The following is an 18,104-nucleotide window of genomic DNA, read 5'->3' on the forward strand; positions in this document are numbered from 1 at the left end:
CTATCCCCTTTCACTCCTCACTGCGCTGGACTATGTTTGTTGACTTTTTCATTCGCCGCCCTGTTTTTGCCAGCGTCTGCTCCATCCTGATCGTGCTGGTGGGGGCGGTGAGCATTCCCCTACTGCCGGTGGACTACTACCCACAGGTGGCGCCGCCAGCGGTGAGGGTGACTGCTGTTTATCCTGGGGCCAACGCCGAGACGGTGGAGACGGCGGTAACCAATGTGCTGGAGCAGGAGATCAACGGCGTCGAGGGTATACGGTCTATCGCCTCGGTGAGCAGCAGCAACGGCACCAGCCAGATCACCGTTACCTTCAGCCCGGATCGGGATCTGGACACGGCGGCTGTGGATGTGCAGAACCGGGTGGCGCGGGCCCAGGGCCGGCTGCCGGCGGAGGTGATCCAAAACGGCATCAGCGTGGAAAAGGCCGGCGACAGCGCCTTTGTGCTGGTGTTGGCGCTGCGCTCAGAGGCGGGGGAATACGACGAGCTGTTTTTGAGCAACTACGCGGAGCTGTTTGTGCGGGATGCTTTGCGGCGCATCCGCGGCGTCAGCGATGTCATCATTTTCGGGGAGCGCACCTATGCCATGCGCATCTGGCTGGATCCGACGCGGCTGGCCAGCTATGGTCTGACAGCTCTGGATGTGGTGAACGCAGTGCGCCAGCAGAATATCCAGGTGCCCGCCGGCCAAATTGGCGGCCAGCCCAGCCCCCCGGATCAGGAGTTTCAGATCAGCGTCCAGGCCACGGGGCGGCTGTCGCAGCCGGAGGAGTTCGCCCAGATCGTTCTCAAGGCCAACGCCGATGGCAGCTTGGTGCGCATTGCCGATGTGGGCCGGGTAGAGCTGGGGGCCCAAAGCTACGATACGTTCTTCCGCATCGGGGGGCAGGAGGCGGTGGGGATCGCCATCACCCAACAACCGGATGCCAACGCCCTAGAGGTGTCGCGGCAGGTGCGGCAGACGTTGGCGCAGCTGGCGGAGAGTTTTCCGCCCGGCTTGATCTACGAGATCCCTTTCGACGCCACCCTGTTCATTACCGAGTCGGTGCAGGAGGTGATTTTTACCCTGCTGCAGGCTATTGCCCTGGTGGTGCTGGTACTGTTCATCTTTTTGCAAGATTGGCGCGTCACCCTCATTCCCACCGTTACAATTCCGGTGGCGCTGCTGGGGACCTTCGCCTTTGTGCGCCTGTTTGGCTTTTCCATCAACACTTTGACTCTGTTCGGCCTCACCCTGGCCACTGGCTTGGTGGTGGACGACACCATTGTGGTGGTGGAGAATATCTCCCGCTACATCCGCGACCGCGGCATGCGGCCTCTGCAGGGGGCCTCGGCGGGGATGAACGAGGTGTTGGGGGCGGTGATCGCCACGACGCTGGTGCTGCTGGGGCTATTTGTGCCTGTTGCTTTCTTTCCTGGCACCAGCGGTCGCATCTACCAGCAGTTTGCCGTCACCATTGCCGTGTCGGTTTCGCTGTCCACGTTTAATGCCATTACCTTGGCTCCGGCTTTGTCGGCGCTGCTAATTCGCCCCCGCTCAGAGCAGATGTTTTGGCTGCTGCGCTGGTTTGACCGCGCCGTGGAAGGGATCCGAGCGGCCTACTGCCGCCTGCTGGAGCTGGTGGTGAAGCTGCGGCTGTTGGTGGTGACGGGGTTTATTGCCTGTTTGGGCCTCACCTACTGGCTGTTCCAAATTGTGCCGACGGGGTTTGTGCCGGATGAGGATCAGGGCTTTTTCATCACCATTGTCCAGGGGCCGCCGGGGGTTTCCCTCAACTATACCGACAGGGTGATCCGGCAGGCCGCCGCTATTTTGGAGGGGATCCCTGAGATCGAAAATCGGGTGATCGTGGGGGGGTTCAGCTTTACCGGGCCCTCGCCGGGGAATGGGCTGATCTTTGCCACCCTCAAGCCCTGGGAAGAGCGGCGGCAACCGGAGCAATCGGCGCAAGCGATTGTCAACCGGCTATTTGGGCCTTTTTTGGGCGGGATCAGCCGCGCATTGGTGATCCCGATCCTGCCGCCGGCCATTCCCAATTTGGGGGTTGCGGGCGGGTTTACTTTCCAGCTTCAGGATCGGGGGGTGAACGATTTCAACCTCTTGGAGCAGACGGCCAACACCCTGTTTTTTGTGGGCAACTCGCCGCCCCCGCCGGGCCAACCCCCCTTGGGCTTGCGGATTAACCCGCCCACCTTCAACGCCAATTCGCCGCAGCTAGAAGTACAGGTGGATCGGGAGATGGCCCAGTTGTTGGGGATCCCTCTGTTGGATGTCTTCGGCACGCTGCAGACGCTGCTGGGGGGCACCTACGTCAATGATTTCGACCTGTTCAACCGCAACTACCGGGTCTATGTGCAGGCGGATCAAGCATTCCGAGGTAACCCGGAAAGCATCGGCCAGTTCTACGTGCGGGGTGGGCAGGGGCAGCTCTTGCCGTTGAGCACCCTGGTTCAGGTGGAGGAGACCACCAGCCCGGCCATCATCAACCACTTCAACCTCTTCCGCTCGGTGGAAATTCAGGGCAGCGCCCTGCCGGGCTTTAGCTCAGGGCAAGCGATTCGGGCAATGGAAACTCTAGCCGCCCAGTTGTTGCCGCAGGGGTTTGGCTTCGAGTGGTCGGGCCTGTCGCTGGAAGAAATCGAGTCGGGAGGACAGGCGCCGCTGATCTTTGCTTTGGGCTCGGTGTTCGTCTTCCTGGTGCTGGCGGCGCAATTTGAGAGCTATGTGGATCCCTTGATCATTTTGTTGGCGGTGCCGCTGGCGGTTCTTGGGGCTCTTTTGGCGCAACTGCTGCGGGGCTTGACCAACGACGTCTTCTGCCAAGTCGGGTTGGTGATGTTGATCGGGCTGGCCAGCAAAAACTCCATCTTGATTGTGGAGTTTGCCAACCAGTTGGTTGCCCAAGGGATCCCACTGCTCAAAGCTGCCACCCAAGCAGCCGAGACGCGCTTCCGCGCCATTCTGATGACCGCCCTGAGCACTATCCTGGGTATTTTCCCGCTGGCAGCGGCCACGGGCGCAGGGGCAGCCAGCCGTCAGTCGCTGGGCACGGCGGTGATCGGCGGCATGTTCGTCTCGACAATGCTCAGTTTGCTGGTGGTGCCGGTGCTCTATGTCGTGATCAAGGGGATCCAGGTGCGAATTTTGGGGGGATCCCCTTCGCCTGTGGATCTGGCGCATTTGCCGCCGCCGGAGGATCCCAAGGATCTGCTGCCTGGTGGCGACAGCGTTGGGTAGCAAGAGGGATCTGCTTGCTTCTTCTCTTCTGGCGGAAAAGCGAGTGGGGGAAGGGGGCACCTTTTCATCCACCGAGGGCCCTGTCTTCGAGCAGTTCGAGCTCGGCTTCGCTGGGCATTTTTTCCCAGAACTGAGCCAGGTGTTGCAGGCCCACAAAGCCCAACTGCCAGAGGATCAAGGCTAGAGGGCCGTGCTGCTGCCGTTGGATCTTCAGGGCCAGAGCCAGTTGTTTGGGCTTGAGGAGCTGTTGCTGCTCAGCAAACTGGCAGAACTGTCGATCCCATTGGCTGAGGGCCTGTAAATCCGGCAGGGTCGGTTCCATAGGTTTGGCTGGGCAGGAAAGGATTGAATGTCGAGGATCGGGATCCTCGTACTGATTCTGGGGATCTTCTTGCGGATCCCTTGCAACAGGTTTCTTCCAGGGTATGTGACCACCCAGGCCCTCCCAAGGCCGGTTAGGGCAGAGAGGACTGAGCTTTGTCGCAAAGCTGGCTTATAGATCCTGGCAGGACGGTCTATCCCCAGGGGTCGTCGTCGAAGGGACTATCTGACCAATAGCCACTCTGCTGGGATGGGGGGGGCTGTTGGGGAAGGGGCGGCGTGTAAGCAGGAGGCGGTGTTGGGATGGGGGTGGGTTTTTCCAGATCCTCAAGTCGAGGCAGGTCGGCGGGCTTGGGCTCGACACCAAGGCTTCTCAGCTTGGCTTGCGTTTCTTGCACTTGCGCATTGAGCTCTTCCAGGTAGGCGCGGTAGTGGTTGGCAGCTTCCAGGTACTGCTTGGCTTTCTTTTCGTTTTCCTGGACGACCGCCTCCAGTTCTTTGGTGCGAACGGTGTAATCGGCCTCTTGATTGGTGAGGTTTTCGATAGCTTGATTGAGTACAGCCCGCCGGCGCTCCAGTTGGGCTACGATTTCCGACAACTGTCGTTCTCGCTCGCTGAGGCTGCGTTCGCGGTTTTGGGTTTGTTCCAGTTGAAAGCTAGCCTGGCTTAACTGCTCTCGCAAATACATCACCTGGGGCTCTGTCTCGTTGCGTTCCTGCTGCAACTCAAAGACCCGGGCTTCCAAGTGATCTTTTTCCTGCTGCAACACTTCCCGCTCGTTCAAAAGACGGGTGTAGAGCTGGTTGAGAAAGTCCACCTCCATCACCACTTGGCTAAGCTGAGTGGCGTATTCCCCAACCAAAGCCAACTCCCGAGCGAGGTTTTGGGTTTCACTGGTGGCTTGATCGGTGAAAAACTGGGGAAGTTGGGTGGTTTCTCTGAGGCGTTGGGTAAATTGCTTGAAGCGGAAAGAAAAGTTGCTCGCCATTGCCGGTGCGGTAGCCTCGAAGATCAGGGGAATGCCGATGGTTGGATTTCACAGGGCTTGGATTGCTTCCAATCTAACATTGAGCTACAGCTTTTGCGGAAGCTTGCCTTAGGTGGGATCGGGGGGAGTTTCAGGGGCCGGCATGGCAACTTCCCCAGAGGGATCCCGCTTCTCGGATTCCGGCTGGGGGTTTTCTGTCGCTCTGTTTTTAACCTTGTCTTTTTGGTCTTTCGAGGTGCCTTCTGAATCTTGGCCGGAGATGCGGCGCAACAGCCGTTGCAGGAGTGGGCTGCGGCGATTGCCGATGACGGAGAAGCGGCTTTCGATCTCTTCGACGGGGACGGGATCCATTTGGGCCAGCTCCGGCTCGCTGAGGAGGAGTACCCGTATCGTTGCAATGGGGATCTGCAAGAACAGGTTGGATCCCCAAAATCCAAAGGCAGCTATGGCTAGGCCTGCCAGACGGGTGCCGTTGCCAGGGGTGAGCGGGGCAAAGAGGGGGGCAAAGTCGTAGAGGCGCTCACCGACTTCCAGCATCAGGATTGCCGCCAACAGCGTCAAAATCTTATGTTCGGGGCTGAGGAAGGCGGCCAAGATGCGGCGCTGCTCGAGGGTGAGTTCTTCTGGGGGGACAGAAGCCACCCACACGCTAAAGATGTCAAACGGTTTGCGCCACTGCATAGCAAAGACCGGCCCAATGCCCACCACGGCCACCCAAGCCTGCTCCGCCCCCACCGGCAGGAGGGGATCCCCTGTGGCCAGCCCGATCAGGGTCAGCCCCACCCACAAGGGGAAGAGGAGGATGCCGGCGGCATGGATCCAGAGGAAAGGTTCCTGCCAATGGCTGCGCATGGGGAAGTTCCAAGAGGGACAGGGAAGAGCAGGGCTAGGGGCGAGATTTGTCCACCACTTCCAATTCTGTGAGGCGGAAGGTGACCAATTTATCCCAGTTGCCGCCTTCAAAGAGGACAGCGGCATGGTCGTCGGTAACTCGCTGTACCTGGCCCTCGAAGCAGTAGTAGGTGTCGTTGGGGTTGATGACCCGGACGGCAACGCCGGGGTAGATCGGGGGAAGGGCTTCGAGGAGAGTTGGGGTTGGAGTCGTGTTCACGTTTCAGCTATCCTCTTTTTTGCAGAAACTCTGCCTTACTATTATGGGGGAAAGCCCCTCTCTTGCCGAGTCTCCCCCTCGTTGAGCTTCTTCCCACAGCGGTTCGCCGAGGGTTGGGCAATGGCTGAGGTGTGGCTGCCAGCCCGCTAACGGGAAAGGAGCCTGTACTGCAACTTCGACGGTCAACCCAGCTCCCCCTCAAGGCCCCAGACCATGGCTACCGGCGCACAGTCTTCCCCCTCCCAAATCTGGCATGTGTTGGTGATCGATGATGAGCAGGGACGGCGGGCTGTGGCCCTCAGTGCTGCCACCTATTCCATCGGCAGGGATCCCAGCAATGCGATTGTCATCGATTCGGCGGCGGTTTCCCGGCAACACGCGCTGCTGCTGCGGCTACCCCAAAAAGATGGCCAGTATACCTACCGGCTGCTGGACGGCAATATCGAGGGCAAGCGCAGCACCAACGGCGTCTCGGTGAATGGGCAGAGATGTTTGAGCTGGGATCTCAAGGATGGGGATCAGATCCTGTTGGGGAATCAGGTGCGGATGCAGTACTGCATTCGCCAGTTGTCAGACGAAGATTTTCAGCGGTATCTCCAGTCTGTAAGCTTTCGCAGCGTGAAGGCGGAGGTGGTGGATCGGCGCTCCACAACACTGCAGCGGTTTGATCCGCCCTCGATGCAGGCAATTTTGCCCCAAGAGGAGACGACGGAGAAGATTGAAGGCGTGAGGCCCCGACGTCGCCATCCGCTGCGGCTGCTGTTCCAGACCCTCTGGGGGCGTTTGAGGGGAAAGCTGAGATAATTTAGCCCTCAGGAATGCCCACCCGTTCTGAGTCTGGGAGCGATGACGCGGTCTCGTCGGCGCCGCCTTTGCGCTCTTGCTCTGACGCTTCTGCCTGCAAGTCCAGGAGGGAGGGGGAGTTGGCTTCCCCAATCAACACTCCCCGCAGCCAGAGGGGAGCGACAAAGGTGGTGGCAATCACCATGACGATAATGCTGACATCGAGGGCATCGGAGAGAACCCCACTGGCGGCCCCCACACCGGCAAACACCAGGCCCACCTCACCCCGGGGAATCATGCCCACTCCGATGGCGTAGCGGTTGATGCCCGGCTTGCCAAAGGCCCCCAAGCCCGCTGCTAGCTTGCCCACAATGGCAACTCCGATCAAGAAGACGGCAATGATCAGCCCCTCTCGGTTGACGGGGAGGGTGGGGTTGAGTACGGCAAGGTTGGTTTTGGCCCCAACGCAGACGAAGAAGATGGGCACCAGTAGGTCGGAAATGGGCTTGATCTGTTCTTCCAGCTCTTGCCGTTTCTCGGTTTCGGCCAAGATTAAGCCAGCGGCAAAGGCGCCCAAAATCGCTTCTAGATGAATGATTTGCCCCACATAAGCCAGCAGAAAGGCCAGCACAAGGGCGGGCAGAAGGGGGTTACCTCGGGTCTTCAGGCTGTTGAGAAGGGCCACAAAGTAGGGGCTGAGAAGGCGCCCCAAAACAATGGAGCCGACCAAGAAGACGATGGCACTGAGGATGATGATGCCAATATCGGAAAGGTTGACTTCTCCGTTTTTGGCCAAGCCCGCCACTACGGCCAAGATGATGATGCCCAACACGTCATCCAAGACGGCGGCACCAATGATCACTTGCCCCTCTGGGGAGGTGAGTTTTTGCAGCTCGGCCAAGACGCGGGCGGTGATGCCGATGCTGGTTGCTGTGAGGGCAGCGCCGGCAAATATGGCGGGGATAACGGGCACATGAAACAGGTAGAGCAAGCCCAGGGTTCCGGCCAGGAAAGGCACAGCGACCCCGATGACGGCTACGGCTGCGGCTTGAGGGCCGACCCGCAACAGCTCGGCCAGATCCGACTCGAGGCCGATTTCAAACAAAAGGACGATCACCCCGATCTCGGAGAGGATGTCGATGATCTGGCTTTGGGAGGAGAACACCTGTACCAGGGATCCCTCGTCGAGGCCGGCAGTGGCTTGCAGAAATTGCATCAGTGCTGAGGATTGGGCCAAGGCGTGCAGCTCTTGGCCGGAAACTTGTCCTTCCGGGAAGACCAACAACCCCAGCGCGGAGGCCCCTACCGCGACGCCCCCCAGCAATTCTCCCAGCACCGGCGGAAAGCCAAGGCGAACGGCGATTTCTCCGGCGATACGGCTGGCCAGATAGATGACCACCAGAGCCATCAGCACCGCCGCCAAGATCAGGGGTAAAAGATTGGCAGCCCCTTCCGGTTCAAGGGGGGCAGCGGCTTCAACAGCAAGCAACACTGAATCTAGGTTGTTCAACAGCAAGATCTCACCCTCAAATGATGAACAGCTTTTTGTCTCGGGCCGGCCCTGGTGGGAACGCTGCCGTTCCCATTCCTTTCGCCCTTCTGCTGGAAGACTGTTACAGAAGCTAACCTCCCTTGGGAACTGTTGGCAACGCCCAGGTAGGCACTCTTATACTCCAGATAATTGATACTTATCTGGAGTATTGTCTCCACAGACGTTCCCATGAGCAGGACGAAGCCCTTACCACTTCCTCTCCTGGAAGACCCCTCGGAGCCGGCAATCCAGGACAAGCTGCTCCTCAGGAGGAAGCCTCGCCTTGGCCCGGTGCAGGGTTGGATCCATCCAAATCGGACGATGGCCCAGACAGATCCAGAGGATTAAAGCGGTTCATGGCTGTCCTCAGTCCCTCTTGCCAGCAGCACTCCACGGCCTCTACCGCCGTATTCAACACCCGCTCCAGCACCTCTTGTTCTGCAGGCGCAAATCCCCCCAACACATGCCCGACCACATCTTGGCTGCCCCTGGGTTTGCCCACCCCCAAACGCAGCCGCGGAAACCCTTCGCTCCCCAAGTGCTGAATGATGGACTTCATGCCGTTGTGCCCACCGGCAGAACCGGATCCCCGCAGGCGCAGACGACCCAGCGGCAAGTCCATGTCGTCGTACACCACCAGCACAGAGGCGAGATCTAACTTGTACCAATCCAGCACCGCCCGCACCGATTGGCCGGAACGGTTCATGTAGGTTTCCGGCTTGAGCAAGCGTCGCTTTCCTCCCAGGGCAAACCCTTCTCCGTAGCTACCTTGGAATCGCTTCTCCAAAACCAACGGGATCCCCCAGCGCTGCGCCAGCCGATCCACCACCATAAAGCCGCAATTGTGGCGAGTATTGGCGTATTGAGGGCCGGGATTGCCCAGGCCCACAACAAGCTGCAGGGAAATCTCATCTACCTCCTTGGGCTTGACCTGGGTCACAACGTTTCTCGCCTCCTCGAGCTAAAGTAAGGCATCGCTGCTTTGAGTGGTGTTGGCGTGTTTTTGGGCTGCTGGTCGCCCCGAAGGTGTCAGATACCCAGCCGGACTGAGTCGGGACAGCGGTGAGGATCCCTGGGGGCAAATGGCTCGCCGCCCATGACTCTGCCATTGTTTATTGTCAACGCTCACTGTGAACGCTTCTGACCAACCCTGCTATGAGCCTGCCCACCCCCTTCGGTCTTCACCCCAGCACAACCGAATTCGATGCCTCGGATGCCCTGCGCCTCAGCCAGCGTCTGATTCAGGTGGGGATTGCCCTCTCCTCAGAAACGGATCTGCAGCGGCTGCTGGAGTTGATCGTTGCTCAAGCCCGAGAACTGACCCACTGTGATGGGGCCAGCCTTTTTGTCCGAGAGGGAGAAGAATTGCGTTTTTTCGTGGTCAACCGCCATGAGGAGCTGCGGGATCTGCGCCTGCCCCTCAGCCCTTCCAGCATTGTGGGCTATGTGGTGCTCACCGGGGAGAGCCTGAATCTGCCAGATGTCTACCACCTGCCCGCCGACCGGCCCTATGCCTTTAACCCACAGGTGGATCGGCAGACCGGCTATCGCACCCGCTCCTTGCTCACTGTGCCCATGCGGGATCCCTCAGGCAAGATCCTCGGCGCCCTACAACTGTTGAACCGCCTAAAGCCGGATCACCCCACCCCCCTAGCTCCTGACCAAGTGGCCGAGTGGAGCCAACCTTTTTCTGAGCTGGAAGTTAGCGTGGCAGAAGCCTTGGCCTCCCAGGCGGCGGTTGCCTATCAAAACGTCCAATTGCGGGAAGAACTCAAATCTGCCCACTTCGAGACCATCTTCTGTCTGTCTGTGGCCGCAGAATACCGGGATCAAGATACCTCCTTTCACCTGAAGCGGATGAGCAACTACTCTCGCATCATCGCCAAGCACTTGGGCCTATCCAGCCATGAGCAAGAGCTGATCTTCTACGCCAGTCCCATGCACGATGTGGGCAAAATCGGGATCCCGGATGCCATCTTGCAAAAGCCGGGGCGTCTGACCCCAGAAGAGCGGCAGATCATGAACCGCCACCCTGAGATCGGCTACGAAATTCTCAGCAAGTCCGACTCCGAGCTGATGCAAAAGAGCGCCATCATCGCCCTTACCCACCACGAGAAGTTCGACGGCAGTGGGTATCCGCGCGGCCTCAAAGGAGAAGGGATCCCACTGGAGGGGCGGATTGTGGCCTTAGCCGATGTATTCGATGCCTTGGCCAGCCGTCGCCCCTACAAAGAAGCCTGGGATCTGGACGAGATCTTTCGGTTTGTGGAAAACAACAGCGGCAGCCACTTCGATCCGCAGGTAGTGGCAGCTTTTAACCGCGGGCGCGGCGAAATCTTGGAGATCTACCACCGCTATCAAGAGCCTTGCTGAACACAGATCCCTCTAGACCCTGCGTTCAGAATATCCACTTTTGCCCAGGTTCCTCGCCTGCCCACAAAAAAAGCCTCTTTCCGCACAATCCCGCGTAGGACTGTAGCCAGGAGACCAGATCCCAAGGCAAACTGAAGGGGGCCGGCTCTCTCTGCCAATAGCTCCCTGGCCAGCCGAGCAGAGCCGTCTTTCTGTGTTCCTCTATAATAGCACAGTATTGGCCACTTGTCTCTGCCCAACCCGCGCCGAGGATCCCTGTGATGGCTACCCTGACCAATCCGCCCACTCCTACCCTATCGATTAACACCAAGCTGCGCGATCTGGCTCTGGTAGAGTTTCAGGTGAGCGAGTCCACCCCTTGTGAGAACGTGGTGCGCCGCCTGGAAGATGACAGCAGCCTTTCAGGGGTCATCGTGCTGGACGAGCGGTCGCGAGTGCGGGGAATGTTGACCCGCCGCGCCATTTTGGAGTGGATGCTCAGCAAGCCCTACGGCCTGGATGTGTTTTTGAAGCGGCCCATCAGCTCCATGGTGGAGTTTCATAGCCGGGATTTTCTCTTGCTCCCCGGAGACTGCGATGTCATCCAAGCAGCCGACCGAGCCTTCCAACGACCCGAAGAGACCATCTATGACCCCGTGGTGGTTCAACTGGGATCCCAGGACTACCGCCTTCTCGATGTGCCGGTGTTGTTGGTGGCCCAGGCCCAGGTGCATCTGGCCACCCAGCGCAAGCTACAGGAGCAGCAGGAAGAGATGAAAAGGATCTTGGCAGAGCTGGAGCAGGAAAAAAACCGCAGCCTCCAGTATGCCCGGGATCTGGAGCGGCAAAAAGCCGAGATCCTCAACCAAAACCTGGCCTTAGATATGGAACGTCGTCGGGCCCAACAGCGCTCTGAGGAGCTGGCTCGCCTGAACGCCCGCATCATTGAAATCAGTTCTGTGCTCTCTGAAAGGGGCAAATCCACCTTTGCCGCCACCTTTGAAGGCGTGGAGGCGGTACGTGGCTTAGTTCAGGAAATTGCCGGCAACAGCCAGGAGTTGTCGCGGGAGCTCAAGGAAATCAATACCATCGTGGACTTGATTGTGGAGGTAGCAGGATACATTCGCCTGCTCTCCTTTAACGCGGCTGTAGAGGCCAACCGCAGCGGTGGTGCCGGTGGCTTTGGAGCCATTGCCCAGGAGATCCGCAAATTGGCCGGGCGAACCACTGAAGCCAGCAACCGCATTCGCGGCCTAGCAGAGCGTATCCAGCGCCAGAGCCAATCCACACTGCAATCGGCCCAGAGCAGCGCTGAGGTGGTGCAATCCCTTTACCAGCAGGCCCAGTCGGCCCAGTTGGCCCTGGAAGAGCTGCAAACCCTGTTGGAACGAGCCCAAATCTAGCCTCACTTTTGAGATTCTTCTGGATCCTGAGAGCCTGAGGTTGCCATGGTGGCTAGGGGGCAGCTTTCCCCTCTCGAATCTCATAAGTATAAAATTGCCCAGCCACGGCAAGGGTTTCAAAGTGGTAGGTGGGCAAGGAGATCCCCAGTGGGCCAAAGTTGAGCAACGACAAATCGGTGGTGTAGAGGCTGAAAAGGATAAAATTCTGCCGGCGGGTTTGGCGCATGAACAAAGCTTCCAGTTCGGGCTGAAGCTCTCGGACGAGGGTATGACATTCCTCAATCAAAGTGACCAAGAAAGACGGGATCTGAGCGCAGTATTCTCGCGTAGCGTAGGCGGCCAGTTGTTGCCCTGCATGGGTTCTGTACTCTTCTAAGGTGGGATTGGTGATGGCCAAAGCAGCCACCCCTCCGGCCAAAACCAGCCCGGAAAGCAAGGAAAAGACCTTTAGCATCGCAGCCTCCGAAACCAGGTTTTCCATTCTGCTACAGGCTTGAGCCACCTCAACAGGGATCTTCCGGCAGAAGCCAAAGGGTTCTGTCCCGCTGACGCAATCGACCAAAGCCGACCCGTCGATCCCGTAGCCCTTTCGCCAGCCGCCTGCGCGGGATCAACAGCCAAACGCTCTACCCCGAAAGGACTCCTAGGAACCCGGTTCACCGGCGCTGCACGGCAACAGTGTTCCGGCAAGCCCGCAGAAGGGCTATATCCCTTGATTGAGTTGCTGGCCCACAGGATAGGATGGGATCCGATGTGCAGATGGTTTGATGTTCTCTATGGAACTTGCCGATCTAAGACGCACCCTAGAATCGCTCACCTTGCGCCTGAGCAACGCTCAGGACTATCTTTGACCTGCCTCACCTGGAGCAACAGATCGCCATCCTAGAGCAGGAAGCCTCCCAGCCCCAGTTTTGGAATGATGTAGAGGCAGCCCGCCGCCACCTGCAGCAGCTCAACAGCCTCAAAGCCTCCTGGGATCAGGTGCATCGCTGGAAGGATCGCCTAGAAGATGCCGTCAGCGCCCTTGAGCTGCTCCAAGAAGAGCCCGATCCGGAACTCTTAGCCGAGACAGCGGGATCCCTGGCAGTGGTGGAGCGGGAGTTGGGCCAGTGGGAGCTACAGCAACTGCTCTCCGGCCCCTACGACAAAAACGGTGCCATCCTCACCATCACCGCCGGCGCAGGGGGAACCGACGCCCAGGACTGGGCGGAAATGCTCCTGAAAATGTACACCCGCTGGGCCGAAAACCAGGGCTACAAGGTCAGCCTCTCGGAATACTCCGAAGGTGCCGAAGCCGGCATCAAGTCCGCCACCCTGCTGATCGAAGGCCCCTACGCCTATGGGTATCTTTCTGCCGAGAAGGGCAACCACCGCATGGAGCGCATCAGCCCCTTCAACGCCAACGGCAAAAGGCAAACCAGCTTTGCTGGCGTAGAGGTGATGCCGATTCTGGAAGAGGAAAGCGAGTATGAGCTGAAGATGGAAGATCTGGAGTTCGAGACCTCCCGCTCAGGTGGGGCAGGTGGCCAAAACGTGAACAAAGTGGAAACAGCAGTGCGGGTGATCCACAAGCCCACCGGCATTGCTGTGCGCTGTACCGAAGAGCGCTCCCAACTGCAAAACAAAGAGCGGGCCATCCAGATCTTGAAGGCCAAGCTGATCGAGATGGAAGAAGAAAAACGCAGACAAAAGCTGGCCGAGATTCGCGGCGAGATGGTGACTCAGGGCTTTGGGGGGCGTATTCGCACCTACACCTTCGATCCCTACAAGCTGATCAAAGATCACCGCACCAACGCCGAAACCTACAATGTCGAGGCCTTTATGAACGGCGAGCCGGAGGAACTGATGCATTTTATCCAGGCCTATCTGCGGCAGGAATACGCCAAACAACAGGCCGCCGCAGTCTAGGGCCGGCTGTAGCGCTCCCACACCGCCTGCATCAGAGCAAGCCGCTCCTCCGGTGAGGCCATTTGGAGCTGAACGGGATCCCCTTCCTGGAAAAACTCCCCTACCCCCCATCCCACGGCCCGGGGAGAGGCGGTTTTGGCTTGCAGGGATCCCGCCCAGGCCAGTCCATGCCAGGCGCCGATGGCAGTCTCCAGCGCCGAAGAAAAGACCAGATCCAGGCCGGGATGGCGGCTGAGATACTCTCGCAGCGCAATGCAGGAGCCCACCAGAGACGGCTTCACCACCAGGATCCCTTTCCATCCTGACCGATGGATCGCTTGCAACTGCTCCAGGCAGGCCACCGATTCATCCAAAGCAATGGGGGTCTGGTACTGGCGGCTGAGCTCCACCAAATGGGCGTGCTGATCCGGCGGCAGAGGCTGCTCCAAAAACTCAATCTTGACCGGCGAGGCCTGGTTGAGCCGATCACAAACCATCAGCCACCGGTGGGCCTCCGCAAGCGTTAACCCCCCATTGGCATCCAAACGCAGATGGGATCCTGGTGGCAACCGCTCCAGCCATTGCTCCAGCTTCTCCAACTCCTGCTGCATGGGATCCCTCCCCACCTTGAGCTTGTACACCGACCGCGTGAGTGGGACGGAGTCCTTGTAGGAGTCCTTGTAAGATTCCGGCGGCAGGGTCTCCCCCAAAAGTTCACAGAAAGAGAGTAGAGAGAGATCCTTGTTCAACCAATCGGGATCCCGACAGGCCAGCCAAGCGCCTTCCAACCCAAACCGGCAGGCCGGCAGTGCTTCTGGGATCCCCAAAATATGCGCCTCCGACAAAAGAGGGGGCAACTGCTGACAAAACTCCAGAGCCTGCTCTAGGGTTTCGCTGCCAAACCAAGGAATGGGAGCAATTTCCCCATACCCTTGATAGCCTGTCTCCCAATCCGTAAGCCGGATCAGGATCCCTTCCCGGATAGACCACAGGCCGCGGTGGGTGCGCAGGGGCTGCCGAAAGGGGCGCCGATACAGGCAGAACGCAAAGCCTAGCACCTTTTTCTCCGCTTCCAAGGATCCTCAGAGTGAGGAGCTACAAGTAGAGCATCTCAAAGATTAGAGAAATGTTGCAAGCGAGATAGCGGGACTGATGTTCTTGCTGTAGCTGAAACTACAGAATTGAGTTGAAGACATAGCGTATCTTCCTGCCCTAAGAAGTGCTTCCTTACGTATGATTAAGGAAAAAAGCAGCAGATTCTGAATAGAGCATCACTTTTCCCAATAAACCTGTGCCACTGAGAAATCGCGAGTTCGGGTTTGGGTGGTAAATCCAGATTGAGTTGCCTGCACAGCTAAAACTTAGGAGTCGATGATGAGTACAGCCATTCCCGAAATCACCAAAAAGCTTTTGGAAGCCAAAGCTGAAAGGGGATTAACTTTTGCTGACTTGGAAGAGAAAATAGGCCGGGATGAGGTGTGGATTGCAGCGGTCTTCTATCGTCAGGCCAGTGCTTCCGCAGAAGAAGCAAACAAAATTGCCGAAATCTTAGGCTTGGACGCCGCTGTCGCTAAACAATTGACCGAATGCCCACTGAAAGGCTTAGGGCCAGTGGTGCCGACGGATCCCTTAATTTACCGCTTTTACGAGATTGTTCAAGTTTACGGCATGCCAATCAAAGCCGTGATTCATGAAAAGTTTGGCGATGCAATCATGAGCGCTATTGACTTCACCCTAGACATAGAAAAGGAAGAGGATCCTAAAGGAGATCGTGTTAAGGTGATTATGTCTGGTAAGTTCCTGCCCTATAAAAAGTGGTAGCAGTTAAAACATCGGCTCTGCTTCTGCCAAGGCCGCTTCCGGCCCCACCAGAGCGATGGCCGAGTTGGTCAGGTAGGTTTTCGCAGCTTGATGGAGCTGCTCTGGGGTGAGCTCCTTGACCCTTTGCAAATACTGCTGGTCGAACTCCATGCCCAAGCCCAAAATCTCGTACCAGCCTGCCAGTTGAGCCACCTGGGCATTGGTTTGTTTGCTGAGGGCGTATTGGCCGAGAAGTTTGCGCTGCGCCATTTCCACCTCCGCCAGGTCGAGCGGACTGGCCTGGAGACGGTGGATTTCTGCGTGTAGGCGCTCCAGGGCCACCTGGGTATTCTCTGCCGCAGTGCCCATATAGACCCCGAAAGGGGCGGGATCCCGGCGGGTGGCAAAAAAAGCCGAGACCTCATAGGCTAGGCCCCAGCGCTCCCGCAGTTCCACAAAAAGACGGCTGGACAGGCCGCTGCCCAAGTAGGTGGCCAGCAGTTTCAGGGCCGGATAATCCGCAGAAGCAGCAGGGGATCCGCGAAAGCCAATCAAGATGGTCGTCTGCTGAGTGGGCTGGGAGCGTTTCAGCAGTTGCGGCCTCTCCAAAGGGGGCAGCGGCAGATCCGGATCGGGGGCAGGCGAACCGGGAACAACCCAGTCCCCCAAAGCTGCTTCCACCTGGGCAGCCACCTGCTCCGGCGTCTCTGGGCCGATCACCACCATCACCATTCCATCTGGACGACAGTAGGCCGCGTGATAGGCCGCCAAGTCCTCGCGGGTCAGGGATCCCACCGTCTCCAACCGTCCCAGTCCTGGCAGGGCGTAGGGGTGATCCCCGTAGAGGGCCTGTTGCACCTGATCAAAAGCCAGGCTGAAGGGCCGTTCCTGCTGGGCGCGAATGGCCTGCAGCATCAACGCCTGCTCTCGTGCCACCTCGTCTTCAGGAAAACTGGGATCCCGCAGCATCTCCGCCAGCAATTCCAGCAGCTCTGGGAAGTCGGCAGAGACACAGCGCAGACTCACCTCGAAATAGTCGGCAGAGCTGTCCACAGATAGCGAGGCTCCCAACGATTCCACCGCAGCGGCAATGGCCTGGGAGTTGCGCCGATGCGTACCCTTGGTGAGGACAGCCGCCATCAAGTGGCTCACCCCTGCCTGTTGCGGTCGCTCTGTCCGGCTGCCGCCGCGGAAAAAACAGTGGGCAGCCAAGATCTCCACCGTTGGGTTCTGGCCCAGCAACAGGGTGATGCCATTGGCCAAAAGGACGCGCTGTAAACGGCCACGTTGAGTGGCAAGCAAAGCAGAGTTCATGCAGGCAAGGGATCCCGTCCAAAAAATCCAAAAGTCAAGAGTCCAGAACGTCGAGGCGGCGCTCAACGACAAGCCAGTTGCAGCTCTGAGGTCGTCGCTGGTTCTGGGGCAGTCGGCTTGAGAACGGTGACCACATAAGCCTCCAGAGACAAGTACCGCTGGGCCAATTCCCGGATCTGAGCCGGGGTAAAGGATTGCAACAGCTCCAGGTACTCTTGAATGCGCTGCACCCCGCCCAGCGTCTCGTAGTAGCCATAGATGCCCGCCAGTTGACTGGGAGACTCGGCGGAGAACAGGAACTCATGGGTGAGCATACGCCGGGTGCGATCCAACTCTGCTTGGCCGATGCCATCCTGCTGCAGCTTTTCGATCTCGTGCAGGATCGTCGCCTCCACCCGGGCCACATCTTCCGGCTCCAGCTGAGCGCTGATGCAAAAAAGTCCCCCCTCCTTCAGCACCAACGAAGAACAGCCAATGGCTCTCACCCAGCCCCGCTGTTCCCGCAGCAGATGCACCAGACGCGCAGTACGGCCATCTCCCAGCAGAGAGGCCAACATCTCCAGGCCACAGGCTTGTTGCCAATCGTCAACGCCGACAGTAGGCCAGGCCAACTTCAGACGGGCTTGCTCCAAGCGGGCATGGTCGCTCTCCCGGCGCAGGATCCCTTGGGGACGAGGCTGGGGCGGAATGGGGGGGCTGGCCGGTGCTGGCCCAGCAGCAGGGCCGCCAAACTGCTCCTCCACCAAAGCCAACGCCTGCTCGGGATCGATGCCGCCCGTCACCACCACCGTCATGGATTCAGGCCGATACCAAGCGCGGTGGTAGGCCCGCATCAGCTCAGGGGTCAGTTGCATCAAGCTCTCCGGTGTGCCCAACACCGGTCGTCCATAAGGGTGCTCCCCGTAGGCGGTCTCCATCAGAAGCTGGTAGGCCGTGTAGTCGGGGTTGTCGGCAGCGCGGCGAATTTCCTCCAGAACCACCTGCCGCTCCCGCTCAAACTCTTCATCTGGGATCCCGGCCCGCAAAACCACCTCTGCCAGGTAGGGCAGGGTATCCGCTAGGTCAGCAGCAGCCACCGTAATGTAGTAATGGGTGTAGTCTTGGCCGGTGGCCGCATTGGTGATTCCCCCCCGTCCTTCGACGGCCCGATCCAGCTCACCAGGGGCCAGCCGCTCGCTGCCCTTGAACACCATGTGTTCCAGAAAATGGGAGATGCCGAGGCACTCCGGCGGCTCATGGCGTCCGCCCGTCCGTACCCAAACATCAACAGTGACAGAATCGACAATTGGGATGGGATGAAGGACAACGCCTAACCCGTTGCTCAGTCGGTGGGTGTAGGCGGGCAAGAGACGAGGAGCGCGATTCAAAATT

General features: G+C 58.8%; 16 protein-coding genes. 6 read left to right on the forward strand and 10 right to left on the reverse strand.

Annotated features, from left to right (window positions below):
* The first annotated feature begins 32 nt into the window (after positions 1-32).
* On the forward strand, positions 33-3,242 hold the full coding sequence (locus ACVWY9_RS02965; protein ID WP_457387461.1) for an efflux RND transporter permease subunit: 3,210 nt from the start codon (positions 33-35) through the stop codon (positions 3,240-3,242).
* 64 nt (positions 3,243-3,306) lie between these two features.
* Here ACVWY9_RS02965 and ACVWY9_RS02970 read toward each other — a convergent pair whose 3' ends face one another.
* From ACVWY9_RS02970 to ACVWY9_RS02985, 4 genes are all read right to left on the reverse strand, one after another.
* Positions 3,307-3,564: a DUF2949 domain-containing protein gene (locus ACVWY9_RS02970; protein WP_457387462.1), complete on the reverse strand. Its 258-nt coding sequence runs from the start codon at positions 3,562-3,564 to the stop codon at positions 3,307-3,309.
* A 193-nt stretch (positions 3,565-3,757) separates the two neighbouring features.
* Positions 3,758-4,552, reverse strand: a complete 795-nt coding sequence (locus ACVWY9_RS02975; RefSeq protein ID WP_011432362.1) for a hypothetical protein — start codon at positions 4,550-4,552, stop codon at positions 3,758-3,760.
* Between the two features lie 108 nt (positions 4,553-4,660).
* A complete protein-coding gene (locus tag ACVWY9_RS02980) occupies positions 4,661-5,404 on the reverse strand; it encodes a low-complexity tail membrane protein (protein ID WP_011432363.1) in 744 nt (247 codons plus the stop codon).
* A gap of 34 nt (positions 5,405-5,438) precedes the next feature.
* Positions 5,439-5,663 carry an NAD(P)H dehydrogenase subunit NdhS gene (locus ACVWY9_RS02985; RefSeq protein WP_414375012.1) on the reverse strand — a complete coding sequence of 75 codons (225 nt, stop codon included), beginning with the start codon at positions 5,661-5,663 and terminating at the stop codon, positions 5,439-5,441.
* A gap of 213 nt (positions 5,664-5,876) precedes the next feature.
* Here ACVWY9_RS02985 and ACVWY9_RS02990 point away from each other — a divergent pair, with 213 nt between their 5' ends.
* On the forward strand, positions 5,877-6,467 hold the full coding sequence (locus ACVWY9_RS02990; protein WP_457387463.1) for an FHA domain-containing protein: 591 nt from the start codon (positions 5,877-5,879) through the stop codon (positions 6,465-6,467).
* Between the two features lies 1 nt (position 6,468).
* Here ACVWY9_RS02990 and ACVWY9_RS02995 read toward each other — a convergent pair whose 3' ends face one another.
* Positions 6,469-7,938, reverse strand: a complete 1,470-nt coding sequence (locus tag ACVWY9_RS02995; RefSeq protein WP_457387464.1) for a cation:proton antiporter — start codon at positions 7,936-7,938, stop codon at positions 6,469-6,471.
* Positions 7,939-8,242: 304 nt separating this feature from the next.
* Positions 8,243-8,917: an aminoacyl-tRNA hydrolase gene (gene pth, locus ACVWY9_RS03000; protein ID WP_457387465.1), complete on the reverse strand. Its 675-nt coding sequence runs from the start codon at positions 8,915-8,917 to the stop codon at positions 8,243-8,245.
* A 215-nt stretch (positions 8,918-9,132) separates the two neighbouring features.
* Here pth and ACVWY9_RS03005 point away from each other — a divergent pair, with 215 nt between their 5' ends.
* Both ACVWY9_RS03005 and ACVWY9_RS03010 read left to right on the forward strand, forming a co-directional pair.
* Complete coding sequence (locus ACVWY9_RS03005; RefSeq protein WP_457387466.1) at positions 9,133-10,350, forward strand: HD domain-containing phosphohydrolase; 1,218 nt, start codon at positions 9,133-9,135, stop codon at positions 10,348-10,350.
* Positions 10,351-10,610: 260 nt separating this feature from the next.
* A complete protein-coding gene (locus ACVWY9_RS03010; protein WP_457387467.1) occupies positions 10,611-11,732 on the forward strand; it encodes a methyl-accepting chemotaxis protein in 1,122 nt (373 codons plus the stop codon).
* 52 nt (positions 11,733-11,784) lie between these two features.
* Here ACVWY9_RS03010 and ACVWY9_RS03015 read toward each other — a convergent pair whose 3' ends face one another.
* The gene (locus ACVWY9_RS03015) at positions 11,785-12,186 is read right to left on the reverse strand and encodes a DUF4359 domain-containing protein (protein WP_457387468.1); all 402 of its coding nucleotides are present in this window, start codon (positions 12,184-12,186) and stop codon (positions 11,785-11,787) included.
* Between the two features lie 322 nt (positions 12,187-12,508).
* Between ACVWY9_RS03015 and prfB the strand changes: the two genes are divergently transcribed.
* A protein-coding gene (gene prfB / locus ACVWY9_RS03020; protein WP_457387469.1) for a peptide chain release factor 2 occupies positions 12,509-13,640 on the forward strand; the annotation gives its coding sequence in 2 pieces (ribosomal slippage) (positions 12,509-12,580 and positions 12,582-13,640; 1,131 coding nt in all).
* Here prfB and ACVWY9_RS03025 read toward each other — a convergent pair.
* Entirely contained in the window at positions 13,637-14,695 is a 1,059-nt protein-coding gene (locus ACVWY9_RS03025) for an o-succinylbenzoate synthase (RefSeq protein ID WP_457387470.1), read from the reverse strand. The genes prfB and ACVWY9_RS03025 overlap by 4 nt on opposite strands.
* 298 nt (positions 14,696-14,993) lie before the next feature.
* On the opposite strand from ACVWY9_RS03025, the gene cynS reads away from it, so the two are divergent.
* A complete protein-coding gene (gene cynS / locus ACVWY9_RS03030) occupies positions 14,994-15,440 on the forward strand; it encodes a cyanase (protein ID WP_457387519.1) in 447 nt (148 codons plus the stop codon).
* A gap of 3 nt (positions 15,441-15,443) precedes the next feature.
* Here cynS and ACVWY9_RS03035 read toward each other — a convergent pair whose 3' ends face one another.
* Complete coding sequence (locus ACVWY9_RS03035; protein WP_457387471.1) at positions 15,444-16,733, reverse strand: M16 family metallopeptidase; 1,290 nt, start codon at positions 16,731-16,733, stop codon at positions 15,444-15,446.
* A 62-nt stretch (positions 16,734-16,795) separates the two neighbouring features.
* The gene (locus tag ACVWY9_RS03040; protein WP_457387472.1) at positions 16,796-18,100 is read right to left on the reverse strand and encodes a M16 family metallopeptidase; all 1,305 of its coding nucleotides are present in this window, start codon (positions 18,098-18,100) and stop codon (positions 16,796-16,798) included.
* Positions 18,101-18,104 lie beyond the last annotated feature (4 nt).

It is taken from the genome of Thermostichus sp. OS-CIW-31 (genome assembly GCF_054060305.1).

Excerpts from the sequence above, each read along its gene's own strand:
- ACVWY9_RS03005 (WP_457387466.1), top strand. The coding sequence starts at position 9,133 with ATGAGCCTGCCCACCCCCTTCGGTCTTCACCCCAGCACAACCGAATTC.
- ACVWY9_RS02975 (WP_011432362.1), bottom strand. The coding sequence starts at position 4,552 with ATGGCGAGCAACTTTTCTTTCCGCTTCAAGCAATTTACCCAACGCCTC.
- cynS (WP_457387519.1), top strand. The coding sequence starts at position 14,994 with ATGAGTACAGCCATTCCCGAAATCACCAAAAAGCTTTTGGAAGCCAAA.
- ACVWY9_RS03010 (WP_457387467.1), top strand. The coding sequence starts at position 10,611 with ATGGCTACCCTGACCAATCCGCCCACTCCTACCCTATCGATTAACACC.
- ACVWY9_RS03015 (WP_457387468.1), bottom strand. The coding sequence starts at position 12,186 with ATGCTAAAGGTCTTTTCCTTGCTTTCCGGGCTGGTTTTGGCCGGAGGG.
- ACVWY9_RS02970 (WP_457387462.1), bottom strand. The coding sequence starts at position 3,564 with ATGGAACCGACCCTGCCGGATTTACAGGCCCTCAGCCAATGGGATCGA.
- ACVWY9_RS02965 (WP_457387461.1), top strand. The coding sequence starts at position 33 with ATGTTTGTTGACTTTTTCATTCGCCGCCCTGTTTTTGCCAGCGTCTGC.
- ACVWY9_RS02980 (WP_011432363.1), bottom strand. The coding sequence starts at position 5,404 with ATGCGCAGCCATTGGCAGGAACCTTTCCTCTGGATCCATGCCGCCGGC.
- ACVWY9_RS02990 (WP_457387463.1), top strand. The coding sequence starts at position 5,877 with ATGGCTACCGGCGCACAGTCTTCCCCCTCCCAAATCTGGCATGTGTTG.
- ACVWY9_RS03035 (WP_457387471.1), bottom strand. The coding sequence starts at position 16,733 with ATGAACTCTGCTTTGCTTGCCACTCAACGTGGCCGTTTACAGCGCGTC.